A 14738-nucleotide genomic window follows, 5' to 3' on the forward strand; every position below is an offset into this window, starting at 1 on the left:
GGGCGCGGCGTTGGCCGCGTCGCGCGCCGGCGGGTGGGTCGACGTTGCGGCTCAGTTCACCTTGGCGCTGGTGAACTTGATGCTGGTGCCGCTGTTCGCGGTGACGAGCCAGTATGTCGAGTCGGTGATGACGACGCTGCCGATGCCTTGTGTGATGACGGGCAGGGCGAAGCCCTTCTTCGGCAGCAACCAGGTCATGTTCGCGAGGCTCGTCGGGTGGCTGGCGGCGAATGACCAGCTACTGCCCGTGTCGGTGGCCGACCACGTGACGTTCAGGCGTGCGCGATCGAAGATCGTGATGTCACTCATCGTGTACCACTTGAACTGACCGAGCAGCTTCAGCGTATTGGCTTGCGAGAAGATCGCGGACAGTGTCGACGTGTAGGACGAAGCGCCGAGCGGGTGCGCATAGATCAGCCGGCTCGTGCGGTTTGCGACCACGAAGTTCATCAGGGCTGCGTACCAGTTGTTCACGTCGCTCGTCGGCACCGCATACTGCTGGAACTCCTCGAACGTCGCGTACTTGCCGAACGGCATCACGGGGTAAGCCCACAGGCCCGGGTTCAGCAGCGCGCCGTTGCGGTATGCGCGGGTCGGTGCCGAGCCGGTGTGGCCGGTGAAGTAGTACCCGTTGAAGCCGTTGGCTTCGAGCCAGTTGACCGACCAGGTCGGCGTGTTGCCTTCCGGCGCCGCGTATTCGACGTCCGGCTGGCCCGTCGCTGCCTGGATGGCCTGATGGTTCATCACCAGATACTGCGTGAACGTGCTCGCGTTCGTTTCGCTGGCATTTGCCCCCCAGTAGTCGTGAATCCAGCCGCCGTGGCTGCCGACGTGATGGCCCTTGCTCAGGAAGTACTTCACGAGGCTCTGCGCGGTGGGGTTGTTGGCGAGGTTCACGCCGTCGCCGTCGCCGAAGGCCGCTTCGTCAGGGCCGGCCGTGATCACGAGCGAGAACGGCCCGTTGTTCCACACGCCGAGGTTCTTCAGCTGGAGCGCAGGCTGGATCTGGTCGCCCGCACAGAAGTGCCAGTTGAACACCAATCCGGCCATCGCCTTCGGCAGCGGCGACAGCGACGGCAGGTTCAGCATCTGCGTGCCGAAATAATGCAGGTAGCCGTGGATCAGCATCCCGTCGGTCTGGCCGTCGAGGTAGGCGAGCGGCAGGTTGACGAACAGCACGCCGCCGTTGCCGTACGTGTTGTAACCGGACACGAGCCCGAACGTCGGAGACGTCAGGATCGTCGTGCCGGTGTACGTGCCCTGCGTGACGAAGCTCGGATAGGTGAGGAAGCCGTACACGTAGCCGGAGATGCCTTCGAGCGTGTCGGTGGTCGTCGCCATCGTGGACGCGAGCGCGGTGGCCGCCTTGCCGGTCGTCGTGCTGACGAGCGAGTTGGCGCTATACGTGCCGGACTTCACGAGCTTGCCGTTCGCGACGCCGTTCAGCTTCGGGGCCGTCTGGTTCAGCACGCCGCTGCCTGCAGGCGACGTGTCGTACTGGAACCATGCGCCGTGGTTGTAGTTGGCGAGGCCACCGGGGTTCGACGGGCTGCCGGACAGATAGAGCGCGGTACCGGTCGTCGGCTTCGACGAGTTGTTCGACTTCGAGTTGCTGGTGGTCGCCGCGGCCATGACGCTGGCGGTCGTCGTGGTCGAAGCCGTCGTGGTCCACGTCATGGACTTGCCGGGAGGCACCTGGAGCGTGCGCAGCCAGCTGCTCATGCCGGTCACGTTGCCGAGACCGATCATGTTGCCGCCCAATTGGTCATACAGTACGTAGTCCACACCGACCATGTTGCTGAAACGAGATTTCGGGCTCACGTAGAAGCCGGCCGAATTCAGCACGCCGAAATCGTAGACGAGCATCACCTTGCCGCCGTTCAGCGCGTAGTTCTGGATCGCCGTGACGAGCGTGTCGTCGGCCGTCGTGTGCACCTGGTCCGGCAGGATCAGGCCGGGATACTGCGATAGCGACGCGCCGGCCGCCATGAACTGGCTGTCGGTCATGACCGTGATCTGCAGCCCTTCCTCCTGCGCGGTGTCGAGCCATGCGGACACACGCGGATCGGGCAGCGTCAGCGTATTCGGCACCAGCAGGATGAGCTGGTTGGTGGCCGCCTGAACGCCGCCCGGACTGAATGCGAACGCCAGCGCGAACAACGCGAACAGGATCCGCAAGAACTTGCCTGACTTTGCCAACATGGTGTGCTCCTCGCTCAAGGGATGGGGGCGCGCGGCAACCGTGATGCGCGTGCGGCCAGGTCGTCCAATCCTGCCCCGTAAGTGTGTGCGGCTGTCCGGTTCGTCGGGCATCGAGCGGTGCTTGTCGAAAGCAGCCGGACATGCGCAAACGTGCACGTTTGCCGCGCTGCCTTCGCCGATGAGAGGACTCGATGCGACGAAATGAAAGAAGCGAACAACGTGCCATTTGCCGTGGAAGCCCGGTCCTGCTGGCTTCTTGCGGCGCGGGGCGGATGCGGTGGTCGCAAACGCAACGGATTCGTTTCATCGCTGATACGGCGCGTTTGTACGCGATATCAGCAGACGGAATCGCGGTCGCGCGTCAGTGCGCCGGGCCAGCTTGCGCAGTAGGTGTAGAGCGTGACGAGCAGGCCGATCAGCAGTGGCCCGCCGAGCAGGAAATAGCAGAACGGCAAGAACAGCAGCGAGCCGTGATGGATGATCATCGCGTGCAGCAGCATCACGAACGGCAGCGCGAGCACGAAGTAGCCGAGCACCAGCAGCGATGCGGCGGTCTTTTGCAGCAGCGAGAAATCGAGCGGGTAGTACAACGCGGCCATCACCAGCGGGATCAGCGCGATCGCCGCGCCGTTCAGCACGAACATGTCGCGCAGGTGCAGCAGCGGGACATACGGGAACGTGCCGGGCGAGAGCCAGAAGTATGCGCAAATCAGCAACTGGGTGAAGCTCGCGATACGTAACAGATATGCAACGGGCAGCCAGTTGGTGCGCCGGATGAACGACGCGGCGAAGCCGGCCGCGCAGAGCGCGGCGGTGACGGCCAGCAGCACGCCGCCTGGCATCCGGGCCGCGACGTCGATCGACAGCAGCGGCACGCGTGGCGCGTCGGGCGGATAGCCGATCACGACCACATGGAGCGCCGGATCGATCTGGTGCGCGCCCCAGACCATGACCGCGCGCCAGTAGCGCCAGGCCAGCGGCAGTCCGAACCACAGCGATGCATACAGCGCGGGCGTCAGCAGTGCAATCGACGACAGCCAGCGCTGCGGATACGCGTGGATGCGAAGCGAGCGATCGACGGGAGGACGGACGGGATGCGTCTGCATGGCGCCCGCCCGGTTACCAGCGATAGAACACGCTCAGCTCGCCGCCGATCCGTGAGTAGTACGGGTTGTGGTAGTAGTCGAATTCGACCTGCGTGCCCCACTTGCGCGTGAACCAGTAGCGCCATTTCGCTTCGATCTCGTGACTGCGGAAATCGGCGATCTGCGAGCCGGAGCCGGTGACCTGATAGGCCTCGCGGCCGAACCCGCCGCGCAGCACGATCACGCTCTTGCCGACTTCGCCGTAGGTGACGGCGCCATAGTAGGCGGGCGCCTTCACCGAACCGGGCGAATCGACCGTGTAGTTCGTGCCCGCCTCGAAAATCCACTTCGGCAGCGCATACCAGATCACGCCGGCGTGATAGAGCTGATCGCGGTGGCCGCTGCGGTTCCACGCGTAGCCGGCGCCCAGCGACACGACCAGCGAACGATCGGACAATAGCTTGCGATTGATCGACAGGTCGACGCGTGCGCTCGGCAGGATCGTCCCCGACGTGGTGCCCGCGAAGCCGATGCCGCCGAACCAGTCGGGCCCCATGTCCTGCACGTAGGTCAGCGCGCCGAGCTGCGTGTTCTCGCCGAAGCGGTGCAGTTGCGCCAGTTCGCCGAGCACGGTGCGGCCGCCATCCTGATAGACGCCGCGCAGATGCACGCCGTACCAGTCGCCGTAGCCGTGCGTCAGGTGTGCGCTCGAATAGCCGAGCGACAGTTCGGTATGCGTCTCTTTGGGCGCCTGCACGTGTGTGACGACTGCATCGGGCAGCGGTGGCCGGTTCGTATCGTCCGGCGTGAACTCGGCGAGCGATACGCCGTCCGGGAGGCCGTCGGCGCTCACGCGTACGAATGTGGACTCGTCGCGCGGCCGTGGCGTAATGACGGTCCCGGCGTCCGGCGATTGCGCAGGTGGCATCGCGGCGGCGTCGTCCTGCGGTGCCGCCAGTACCGGGGGCGCGCCGAAGGCGACGCCGCACAGCATCGCGAGGGCGGCAACCGGCACGCGCGGGCCGCGATGGCAGGGGCGATCGGACATGAGGGCGCTCCTTAACGGGATGCGTGGAACCAGCCGCTGCGCCACGCGACGAGGTCGCCGTGCACGCAGGCATGGCCGACGACCGAGACGTCGCGCGCGCATGCGCTGACAGGGTGACCGGCGACACCGATGCGCGCGCCCGTCAGCCGCAGCAGGCCACCGGCCGACACGACGCCGTCGATGCAGCTCGCGTTCGCGAGCAGCACGTCGTCGCGCGCGAACACGGCGCCGTGCAGCAACGCGTGACGTTCGAGTTCGACACGATGCGCCTTGACGCTGCCGCGCAGCACGCAGCCTTCGCCGAGTACAAGCGTGCCGTCGACGATCAGGTTGCCTTGCACGACCGTGTGCGCGGGCAGGCGAACGTCGCAGTTCAGCAGGTAACGGCCGTGCAGGAAGCGATGCGGTAGCGATGCGAAATGGCGGGTGAGCGAGATTGCGCGACGCGGAGCGGCAGGCGTGCCGGCCGGCCGTGCGCTCGGCGCCGCGCCGAAGACGACCGGTTCGCCATACAGGCACGAGAAGCCGCCGGCGCCGTGCAGGTGCACCGTGTTGCCGACCACGACACCGCGCAGCACCGCGCCGTCGATGTCGATCTGCGGCGCGTGCGCGAGCGTGCCGATCGTCGCGCCGGCGTGAATGTCGATGCGCTCGTCGGCGAACGCATAAGCGGCCCGGGCGCCGTCGTCGAGCGTGATCGCGCGATGAGCGTAGAGCACGTCGTCGCGATGCTCGTCGCGTGCGACGTGGATCGCATCGGCGTGCTGCACGGCGAGCCCGAGCACCTGCCAGGGCAGTGCGGCGGAAGGATCGGCCGGCGGCTCGCCGGCCACGTGCGCGCGCAGCGCGTCGTGCCATCGTGCGGCGAGCAGCGCCTGGTCGACGAACGGGCCGTCGCCGATCGGCAGGGCCGCGACGTCGCTGCGCCGGATCAGTTCATGGAGCATCGGCAGGAACGGCAGGCTGAGTACGCCGGCCACCGGCACCATCACATTGAAGGTCGTCATCGATCATCGCTCCGGTTTCAGTTGCCGGCGAAAACGCTCGGTCTTGTCCCATTTGAGTTCGCGGCGAAATGCAGCGTCGAGCGCGAGCCCCCATAGCGCGGAGACGACCGCGGCGATCGTCACGCAGAAGCCGACAACATTGACCGGCACGAGCCGCAGGCGCGTCGCGCGGCCGTCGAGCCGCGCGGCGACGACGATCTCGAAGAACACGCCGAAGTTGCCGAAGGTGCTGAACGAGAACAGCGCGAACAGCGACACGATCAGGCCGAGCGCGGTCGAGTTGACGCCGTTGAACAGATAGAGCGCGAGCGCGGCGCTCCATGCGATCGCGAGGAGCGCGGGCATCACGAACACGCCGAGCAGCAGCGCACCGTCGAGCCGGCAGCGCCGCGAGATCAGCGGATTGCGCAGCACCGGGACCAGATAGCGCAGCAGCGTCTGGTTGTGGCCCTTCGCCCAGCGCGTCAATTGCCGGGCGCGCACGGCCCAGCGTTCCGGCACTTCCTCATAGCATTCGGCGTGGTTCAGATAGACCGTGCGCCAGTCGCTCAACAGCAGCCGGTAGGTCATGTCGGTATCTTCGGCGAGCGTGTCGTCGCGCCAGCCGCCCACCGCGTCGAGTGCGCCCTTGCGGATGCCGCCGACCGTACCGCCGTACTGCGGTACCAGGCTGAGGTTGTTGCGGGCCTGCTGGTTGACCTGGTAGCCGCCGGCGCGCTCGAGATCGAGGAGCCGCGCGAGCAGGTTGCTGTCGGCGTTCTGCGGCACCACGCGGCCCATCACCGCGCCGACCTCCGGATCGAAGAACGGTGCGACCAGTTCCTTCAGCAGCCCCGGACGTGGCAGGTAGTCGGCGTCGAACACCACCATGATGTCGCCGCGGATGAACTGCAACGCATCCTTCAGTGCGGCCGCTTTGCCCGGCTTGCCGGATTCGCGGTGAAACGGCTGGATGAGGTCGGGCGCGCGTGTCCGGACCTCGTCGATCAGCGCACGCGTGTTGTCGGTCGAGCGGTCGTTGACCGGAATGATCGTCAGGCGGTCGCGCGGGTAGGTCGTCGCCAGCAGCGCCATCAGGCAATCGACGACGACGGCTTCCTCGTTGTGGGCGGCGACGAAGACCGTGAGCCGCGGCCATTCGCCGTGGGTAATCGTCCGGTAGGGCGCGTGTTGCGGCTTGAACAGGCGGTCGAGGCTGAACGCGTAATGCCGCGCGGCGTACACGCACGTCAATAGCGTGAACAGCCACAGGTAGGCGACGCAGGGTATCAGCAGCAGGTCGGGGTCGAGCGCGATACCCGGTGCGACGGCGGGCGGCAGCTCGAGCGAAGCATCGGCGGCGGGCGAGGCCTGCATGGGGATCGAGAGCGGGGCGCTGTCGAGCGCGGTGCGTTCCACCGCGACCGCGGCGTTTGCGGCAGGCATGACGAGCCGGACCGGTTCGACGGCCGCCTGCAATGCGGTGTCGCGCACGATCAGCGAGCAGGCAAGCACGATCAGCAGCAGAATGCCTTGCTCGCAGAGTGACGCCGTCCGCGTTTTCGTCATGTTCCGATCCCCGTGTCCGCGACGACGACCGATGAGAGCTGAAGGCGCTCCGTGGATCGCGCGGATATCAATGGAAAGCGGCGGCGCGTTTGTCGCGCTGGGGCGGATGTCGGCCGCCCCGGACCGACGCGTCGTGTCGCTTTCCGGCTTCGTTGCTTTGGCGTCCCCGTCTGTCTGCTGCCGTGCGAGTGCTTCGGGACGCACCTGTCTGACATTAAGCAAGGCGTGAGCCATCGGCCGCGATGCCCCGCGCAGCAAGGAGCGGGGCGCGGAGCACGGTTGCCGCGGCAGCGGCGGCGACGTGTTTTGATTCACTGACGAATCAGCGTTTGCGCACGACATCCGACCCCGAGCGGCCGGCGCGGTGCATCGAATACGTCGCACGGCGGGCCGTTTGTCTGACGAGTCCATGCCGCTTTGCCGGACGCGGCCTTGCGTGACGCGACATCGCGCGTCGTGCGTCGAATGTGTGTCGGCCAGAATGCCGGCGCGCGTCACGCCGTCTCATGCGAAAAATAGACCGGACTCCGATGTATTTTCCCGCTCCGGATCCGCGTTACACATTCGCAACATTTCCCGCGCATCGATTCGTGTGACGCAAACGCCGCCGCATGCCCGGGAAATCCGGCGTGCGCGGCCGCGACAGGCAACCGGGCGCGCGGCTTGCGCTGCACAGACAAAAGTGGCGAATCGAGGCGACGTAAAGCGCCTCGAAAGATGCACGCGATTCGAGGCACGATCGAACACCGGCATTCCTGCGTCATTCATCGGACGACGTCGTCAGACGGATCGCGCGAGCGGCCGGCTGTTTATCGTTGTCGTGCTCGCCGTGCGATGCGACAGCCCGTAGCAGTTGTGAAACATTCCGTAACGCACCTTATGTGTGCGATGCGCGTCGAATGAAGCGGGCCCGGATCCGGGGCGGCTGGTTTGAATATTGCTGTAGTGGGAGTGCGTGACGAACTGACGTGACGCTCGACACAGCGAGGAACGACTCATGACGTGATGGATCCGTGCAACGGGACGCCGGTAGTACGACGATTCGCGTGGCCCAGACCGCGCGGACAAGACGGCGCGCTCGCCCCGCGACACTGCCGCGTGTTGACCGCGTGCGAGTACGGGAAGCGCCGCCTGAATACATGCTTCGCGCCGCGTGCAGGGTCGTCCGGCGCGAAGTGGCTAAACGAGGATAACGATGAAGAAGATCTTGCTTGTGTTCGGGACTCGGCCGGAGGCCATCAAGATGGCACCGCTGGTGCGTGCGTTGAAGGCGCAAGCGGATGTCGACGCCAGGGTGTGCGTGACCGCCCAGCATCGGGAAATGCTCGATCAGGTGCTGACGCTGTTCGATATCAAGCCCGACTACGATCTCAACCTGATGCGGCAAAGCCAGACGCTGACCGACGTGACGACCGGCATTCTTCAGGCGATCGGCATGGTCTTCGACGACTTGCGTCCGGACGTCGTGCTCGTGCACGGCGATACGACGACCACGCTCGCGGTCAGCCTGGCGGCGTTCTATCGCTATCTTCCGGTCGGCCACGTGGAGGCCGGTTTGCGCAGCGGCGACATCTGGTCGCCGTGGCCGGAGGAGCTGAATCGCCGTGTGACCGACGCGGTGTCGTCATGGCATTTCGCGCCGACCGGGCAGGCACGCGACAACCTGCTGAGCGAGGGCGTGCCGGGTGGGGCGGTCTCGCTGACCGGCAACACCGTGATCGATGCGTTGCACGAGGTCAAACGCATGCTGGACCGTACCAGTGCGCTCTCGGACAAGGTTGCCGCGTATTTTCCGTTTCTCGAGCCGTCGCGGCGCGTCGTGCTGATCACCGGGCATCGGCGCGAAAGTTTCGGCGAACCGTTCCAGCATTTCTGCGAGGCGCTGTGCACGCTGGCGAGCCGCTATCGCGACGCGCAGTTCGTCTATCCGCTGCACATGAATCCGAACGTGAGGGAGCCGGCGCGCGCACGGCTCGGCGGCGTGCCGAACATCTACCTGATCGAGCCGCAGGAGTACCTGTCGTTCGTATTCCTGATGTCCCGTGCGCATTTCATCATCACCGATTCGGGCGGCATTCAGGAAGAAGGGCCGGCGCTGGGCAAGCCGGTGCTCGTCACGCGCGAGACGACCGAGCGGCCCGAAGCGATCCAGGCGGGCACCGCGCGGCTCGTCGGTACCGACCAGGAGCGGATCGTGTGGGAGGCATCGCGCCTGTTCGACAGCGAGAGTGCCTACGAGGAAATGTCGCGCGCGAGCAATCCGTACGGTGACGGTCATGCGAGCGAGCGGATCGTTCACGCGCTGATGCGTACGCCCGGGGTGACCACGAAGACGACGAGCTTCTCGATGGGGGCAGCGGAGATGCCGTTCAACGCGCTCACGCTGGGGCTGCAGGCGTTGCGGTCGCCGTGATGGGGCGTGCGCGGTAGCGCCTTCCGGGGCATTCGACCCGGAGTCGGACGTACAAGGATCCGGTCCGGCCGCAAGGCCGGCCGGATCGTTTCATTGATGCGACCTGGAACGAATTCTCCCGACGCATTCAAAAGTGTTTTCGCGGAAAGTCCCTTTTCCGGTGTGATGCCGTGCACCGATACTTCAGCGGATATCCACCCCGCATCTTCCGGACATCGCATTGACGACCAAATGCGCGATGCCGGGGTTTCCTTGCACGCGAGCGCCGATCGTCCGTGGCGACGCGGACGGCACTGGCGCGGCCTCGACGCCTGCCGCGTCTCACTTCATCCCAATCTCCATGACTCGATCCAATCATCAAGCTTCGTTGCCGGCCCGCTATCGGGCGTGGACCTGGCAAGGCTGCGAGCACCCCGGACAGTTGCGTCTCGAACAGCGGGCGATGCCGGTACTGAAGCGCGGCCAGGTACTGGTCCGCAACCACGCAATCGGCCTCAATCCGGTCGACTGGAAAGTGCTCGGCGGTGCGCTGGTGACCTGGCATCCCGGGCATGTGCCCGGCGTCGACGGCGCAGGCATGGTGGTCGCGGTCGCGGACGACGCGATGAACCATCTGCTGGGCCGTCGGGTGGCGTATCACCAGGCGCTCGGCGAGCACGGGAGTTTCGCGGAATACACGCCGATTGCCGCGTCCGTGCTGTTGACGGTGCCCGAATCGCTGGATTTCGAAACGGCGGCGAGCGTGCCGTGCCCGGCGCTGACCGCCTGGCAGGCGCTCGAGAAAGTCCCGTGTCGCGTGTCGACGGAAATCCTCGTCAGCGGAGCAGGGGGCGCGGTCGGCAACTATCTGGTGCAGCTTGCCGCCGAGCGCGGGTTCGTGGTGTCGGTGTCGAGTCACGAGCGCCATTGGGAGCGCCTGCGCGCGCGCGGCGCAAGCCGATTCCTGAGCGGCCCGGGCGATGAAGCGATCGGCGCGACGCATGAACTGGCGCGGCACTTCCATGCGGTGTTCGACAGCGTCGATGCGCAACACGCTGCCCGGTGGGCGCCGGCGGTTGCCGCCAACGGGCACATCGTCTGTATCCAGGGGCGCTTCGACGCGCCGCCGCTGCCGCCGTTTACATCGAGCGTGTCGCTTCATGAGGTCGCGCTGAACGCGTTGCACGTGTATGGCGACGACGCAGCATGGCTCGAGACGACCGCGGCGGGCAGCATGCTGCTGGCCTGCATCGCGAACGGCCGGATGCAACCCGAAGCGCGCGTCACGGGCGACTTCGACACGTTGCCCGTGCAACTCGAAGGGCTCAAGCAGCGGCAGTTTTCCGGCAAGCCGGTGGTGCGCGTCGGATAGCGGGAGCGATCGACGCGTGTGACACCCCGCATCGGGGCGCATCCGGTGCGGCGGCGCAAAACCGCAGCACATCAGTTAAAGTTGGAGTCCGGCTCATTCCCCATACGATTCCGCCCGTCCGGGCGCGGTCGAAGCCGCGTCGGCGGGACGTCGCGCGCGGGTGCCGGCGGTCCGGCGCGCCGTTTCTGGCAGCCCGGACAGGGGCGCGTTGCTTGCGTGACGGGTTGCATGGGGCAGAATCGGGCCCGCGGGGCGCCCGCTTTCGAGCGGAGTCGTGCGCCCGGCGCGCCCGATACGGTGGTCCCCGGCACGCTGCAGCACCGATCACGCATTGACAGCAGTCCACCAGGCGGTGCCGGAGCGGCGCAGTCGAACGCGCCCGGCACCGTACGAATCCCCACACGGCACCCGTGGTGCGACGCGGGCGCCTCGACCAAGAGGTGAACGATGATTACGCTGACCATCAACGGTAGCGAGCAGCACTTCGACGGCAATCCCGACATGCCGTTGCTCTGGTATCTACGCGACGTCCTCGGCCACACCGGCACCAAGTTCGGCTGCGGCATGGCGCTGTGCGGCGCGTGCACCGTGCATCTCGACGGCGCGGCGATCCGGTCGTGCATCACGCCGGTCGCAGCGGCTGCCGGCAAGCGCGTGACGACGATCGAGGGACTGTCGACGGACCTGACGCATCCGCTGCAGCAGGCGTGGCAGGAACTGAACGTCGCGCAATGCGGCTACTGTCAGTCCGGGCAGATCATGCAGGCCGCGTCGCTGCTGAAGACGAATCCCCATCCGACCGACGCCGACATCGACGATGCGATGTCCGGCAACATCTGCCGCTGCGGCACCTACACGCGCATTCGCGCGGCGATCCGGCTGGCCGTGCGTCGCGGAGGTGCCGCATGAGCGCGCCCGAACTCTCCGCCCGCAACGAAAGCCGCCGTGCACTGCTGCTCGGCTTCGCGTCCGGCGGGCTGTTGCTCGCGTTCGGCGTGCCGTCGCTTGCGCGTGCGGCCGCGCCGGTGCAGCCGCCCGTCAGCGCGAATCCGCAGTATGGCGGCGCGGGAATGCCGCACGGGTTGCGCGACGATCCGAACCTGTTCGTTGCGATTGCACCGGACGGCACCGTCACCATTACCTGCATCCGCTCCGAGATGGGGCAGGGCGTGCGCACGAGTGTCGCGCTCGTGGTGGCGGACGAACTGGGCGCGGACTGGGCACGCGTGAAGGTCGCGCAGGCCGTCGGCGACGAACCGCGCTACGGCAACCAGAACACCGACGGTTCGCGCAGCCTGCGCCAGAGCTTTGCCGCACTGCGCCGCGCGGGTGCGGCTGCACGCACGATGCTCGAGCAGGCTGCCGCCACCGCGTGGGGCGTCGATGTCCGGCAGGTCAAGGTGACGGTGCACGAGGTCGTCGATACGAAGAGCGGGCGCAAGCTCGGTTTCGGCGAGCTTGCGTCGCAAGCCGCCGCGCTGCCGGCGCCCGATACGAAGACCCTCCCGTTGAAAGCGCCGGCCGAATTCCGCTACATCGGCAAGGGTAAGACGGCGCTGATCGACGGACGCGACATCGTCGGCGGCAGCGCGCATTACGGGATCGATACGCGGCTCGACGGCATGCTGTATGCGGTCGTCGCGCGACCGCCGGTGTACGGCGACACGGTAGCGTCGTTCGACGCGTCGGCGGCCGAGAAGCTGCCGGGCGTCGTCAAGGTCGTGCAGCTTGCATCGACGCCGCTGCCGTCCGGTTTCCAGCCGCTTGGCGGCGTGGCCGTCATTGCGCGCGACACGTGGACGGCCATTCAGGCCCGCGCGCAGTTGAAGCTCGACTGGAAGCGCGGACCCCACGCGAACTACGACTCGGCGGAATACCGCAAGACGCTCGAAGCGGCCGCCGCGCAGCCGGGCGACGTGATCCGCAACGACGGCGACGCGACGGCAGCGCTGGCCGGCGCCGCGAAACGCGTGCGTGCGACGTACTACATCCCGCATCTCGCACACGCGACGATGGAGCCGCCCGCGGCCGTCGCGCGCGTGGCCGACGGCCGCTGCGAAGTGTGGACCTGCACGCAGGCGCCGCAAACCACGCGTGACGAAATCGCGAAGGCGCTCGGGTTGCCGGCCGAACGCGTGACGGTCAACGTCACGCTGCTCGGCGGCGGGTTCGGCCGCAAGTCGAAGCCAGACTACGTGGTGGAAGCCGCGCTGCTGTCGAAAGCGGCCGGCGCGCCCGTGAAGCTGACGTTCACGCGCGAGGACGACATCGCGCACGACTACTTCCACGCGGTGTCGCTCGAAGCATTCGACGGCGGGATCGATGCATCGGGGAAGGTAGTCGCGTGGCAGCATCGCACGGTCGCGCCGTCGATCCAGTCGACGTTCCGGGCGGGCGTCGTGCACGAGCAGCCGGGCGAACTCGCGCAAGGGATCGTGGATCTGCCGTTCGCGATTCCGAACGTGCGGATCGAGAATCCGGCCGCGGAAGCGCACACGCGGATCGGCTGGTTTCGCTCGGTCTACAACATTCCGCACGCGTTCGGCATCCAGAGTTTCGTGTCGGAGCTCGCGCATGCGGCCGGCCGCGATCCGAAGGATTTCCTGCTCGAGCTGATCGGGCCCGCGCGGCGTTTCGAGCCGCACCTTGCGGTGAAGAACGTGAACTACGGCGAGGATCCCGCGCTGTATCCGGTCGATACGGGCCGGCTGCGGCGGGTGGTGGAGACGGTTGCGCGCGAAGCCGGCTGGGGGCGCACGCTGCCGAAGGGGCACGGGCTCGGGATCGCCGCGCATCGCAGCTTCGTGTCGTACACGGCGGCGGTGTGCGAGGTGCAGGTCGGCGCGGACGGCAAGATCACGGTGCCGCGCGTCGACATCGCGATCGATTGCGGGCCGCAGGTCAATCCGGAGCGTGTGCGCTCGCAGCTCGAGGGGGCGGTGGTGATGGGGCTCGGCATCGCGTTGCACGGCGAGATCACGTTCAAGGATGGCCATCCGGAACAGCGCAACTTCAACGGCTTCCAGGTGCTGAGAATGAACGAGGCGCCGCGTGAAATCCGCGTGCATCTCGTCGCGCCGGACGACTTCGCGACGCCGCTCGGCGGCGTCGGCGAACCGGGCTTGCCGCCCGTGGCGCCGGCGCTGACCAATGCGATCTTCGCGGCGACCGGCACGCGCATCCGCAGCCTGCCGGTTGCCGATCAGCTCGCGAAGCCGCCGGCGGATTGACGCACAATATCCCCCGCGCCGGGCCGCATCGTGCGGCCCGGTCCGCATCGACCCCTGAACAAGGAGTGTGACGTGGCCTCATCCGATGTCAGTGTGAAGCAGACGGTTTCTCCCGCCGAATGGGATGCACGAGTCAACCTGGCGGCCGCGTATCGCCTCACCGCGCTGTTCGGCTGGGACGATCTCGTGTTCACCCATATCTCCGTGCGCGTGCCCGGCCCGGAACACCATTTCCTGATCAACCCGTACGGGATGATGTTCGACGAGATCACGGCGTCGTCGCTGGTCAAGATCGATCTCGACGGACGCAAGGTGTCCGAATCGCCGTACGAGATCAACCCGGCCGGCTTCACGATTCACAGCGCGGTGCATGCGGCCCGCGACGACGCGCTGTGCGTGATGCACACGCATTCGATCAACGGCGTCGCCGTGTCGGCGCAGGAAGCGGGCTTGCTGCCGCTGTCGCAGCAGTCGCTCGGCGTGCTGGCGTCGCTCGGCTATCACGACTACGAAGGCATCGCGCTCAACGAGGGCGAGAAGGCGCGCCTCGTGCACGACCTCGGCGGCAACACGAACCTGATGCTGCGCAACCACGGGCTGTTGACGGTCGGCGCGAGCCCGGCCGACGCGTTCGTTGCGATGTACTTCTTCGAGGCGGCGTGCATGATCCAGGTCCGCGCGCAGGCCGGCGGCTCGGCGCTGCGGCCGATCGCGCAGCCGATTCTCGACGGCATCAGGCAGCAGATCGCGGCGGTCACGCGCGGGATGGGCGCCGGCGCGCTCGTCTGGCCCGGGTTGCTGCGCCGGCTCGATCGACGCAATCCCGGCTACGCGGACTAGCTTGCCTGCCGTTG

At 66.9% G+C, this 14738-nt stretch carries 10 protein-coding genes; 5 read left to right on the forward strand and 5 right to left on the reverse strand.

Going from position 1 to position 14738, the window contains the following annotated elements; genetic code table 11:
• Positions 1 to 51 precede the first annotated feature (51 nt).
• The 5 genes from ACWMMN_RS06755 to ACWMMN_RS06775 form a co-directional block, all read right to left on the reverse strand.
• Positions 52 to 2202, reverse strand: coding sequence for a polysaccharide deacetylase family protein (locus tag ACWMMN_RS06755; RefSeq protein WP_342704001.1), 2151 nt, complete (start codon positions 2200 to 2202; stop codon positions 52 to 54).
• A 335-nt stretch (positions 2203 to 2537) separates the two neighbouring features.
• Positions 2538 to 3308 carry a hypothetical protein gene (locus tag ACWMMN_RS06760; protein WP_059234970.1) on the reverse strand — a complete coding sequence of 257 codons (771 nt, stop codon included), beginning with the start codon at positions 3306 to 3308 and terminating at the stop codon, positions 2538 to 2540.
• A gap of 13 nt (positions 3309 to 3321) precedes the next feature.
• Entirely contained in the window at positions 3322 to 4335 is a 1014-nt protein-coding gene (locus ACWMMN_RS06765) for a YaiO family outer membrane beta-barrel protein (protein WP_174992070.1), read from the reverse strand.
• A gap of 11 nt (positions 4336 to 4346) precedes the next feature.
• Positions 4347 to 5342, reverse strand: a complete 996-nt coding sequence (locus ACWMMN_RS06770) for a bactofilin family protein (protein WP_059234966.1) — start codon at positions 5340 to 5342, stop codon at positions 4347 to 4349.
• Between the two features lie 3 nt (positions 5343 to 5345).
• Positions 5346 to 6890 (reverse strand): glycosyltransferase family 2 protein, encoded by a 1545-nt coding sequence (locus ACWMMN_RS06775; RefSeq protein ID WP_059234964.1) that lies wholly within the window; start codon positions 6888 to 6890, stop codon positions 5346 to 5348.
• A gap of 1195 nt (positions 6891 to 8085) precedes the next feature.
• Between ACWMMN_RS06775 and wecB the strand changes: the two genes are divergently transcribed.
• The 5 genes from wecB (at position 8086) to ACWMMN_RS06800 (ending at position 14724) form a co-directional block, all read left to right on the forward strand.
• Positions 8086 to 9303 carry a non-hydrolyzing UDP-N-acetylglucosamine 2-epimerase gene (wecB, locus tag ACWMMN_RS06780; protein WP_059234962.1) on the forward strand — a complete coding sequence of 406 codons (1218 nt, stop codon included), beginning with the start codon at positions 8086 to 8088 and terminating at the stop codon, positions 9301 to 9303.
• Between the two features lie 340 nt (positions 9304 to 9643).
• Entirely contained in the window at positions 9644 to 10654 is a 1011-nt protein-coding gene (locus ACWMMN_RS06785) for a zinc-binding dehydrogenase (protein ID WP_342704005.1), read from the forward strand.
• Between the two features lie 447 nt (positions 10655 to 11101).
• Positions 11102 to 11563, forward strand: a complete 462-nt coding sequence (locus ACWMMN_RS06790; protein WP_059234957.1) for a (2Fe-2S)-binding protein — start codon at positions 11102 to 11104, stop codon at positions 11561 to 11563.
• Complete coding sequence (locus ACWMMN_RS06795) at positions 11560 to 13884, forward strand: xanthine dehydrogenase family protein molybdopterin-binding subunit (protein WP_486423128.1); 2325 nt, start codon at positions 11560 to 11562, stop codon at positions 13882 to 13884. Before ACWMMN_RS06790 ends, ACWMMN_RS06795 begins: the two co-directional genes overlap by 4 nt.
• A 72-nt stretch (positions 13885 to 13956) precedes the next feature.
• A complete protein-coding gene (locus tag ACWMMN_RS06800) occupies positions 13957 to 14724 on the forward strand; it encodes a class II aldolase/adducin family protein (RefSeq protein WP_174992072.1) in 768 nt (255 codons plus the stop codon).
• Positions 14725 to 14738: the final 14 nt, after the last annotated feature.

The organism is Burkholderia cepacia complex sp. TUM26381 (assembly GCF_057439935.1).

Bases quoted from the DNA above. Each gene is read 5' to 3' on its own strand.
- ACWMMN_RS06775 (WP_059234964.1), bottom strand. From the start codon at position 6,890: ATGACGAAAACGCGGACGGCGTCACTCTGCGAGCAAGGCATTCTGCTG.
- ACWMMN_RS06760 (WP_059234970.1), bottom strand. From the start codon at position 3,308: ATGCAGACGCATCCCGTCCGTCCTCCCGTCGATCGCTCGCTTCGCATC.
- ACWMMN_RS06770 (WP_059234966.1), bottom strand. From the start codon at position 5,342: ATGACGACCTTCAATGTGATGGTGCCGGTGGCCGGCGTACTCAGCCTG.
- ACWMMN_RS06755 (WP_342704001.1), bottom strand. From the start codon at position 2,202: ATGTTGGCAAAGTCAGGCAAGTTCTTGCGGATCCTGTTCGCGTTGTTC.
- wecB (WP_059234962.1), top strand. From the start codon at position 8,086: ATGAAGAAGATCTTGCTTGTGTTCGGGACTCGGCCGGAGGCCATCAAG.
- ACWMMN_RS06785 (WP_342704005.1), top strand. From the start codon at position 9,644: ATGACTCGATCCAATCATCAAGCTTCGTTGCCGGCCCGCTATCGGGCG.
- ACWMMN_RS06765 (WP_174992070.1), bottom strand. From the start codon at position 4,335: ATGTCCGATCGCCCCTGCCATCGCGGCCCGCGCGTGCCGGTTGCCGCC.
- ACWMMN_RS06795 (WP_486423128.1), top strand. From the start codon at position 11,560: ATGAGCGCGCCCGAACTCTCCGCCCGCAACGAAAGCCGCCGTGCACTG.
- ACWMMN_RS06790 (WP_059234957.1), top strand. From the start codon at position 11,102: ATGATTACGCTGACCATCAACGGTAGCGAGCAGCACTTCGACGGCAAT.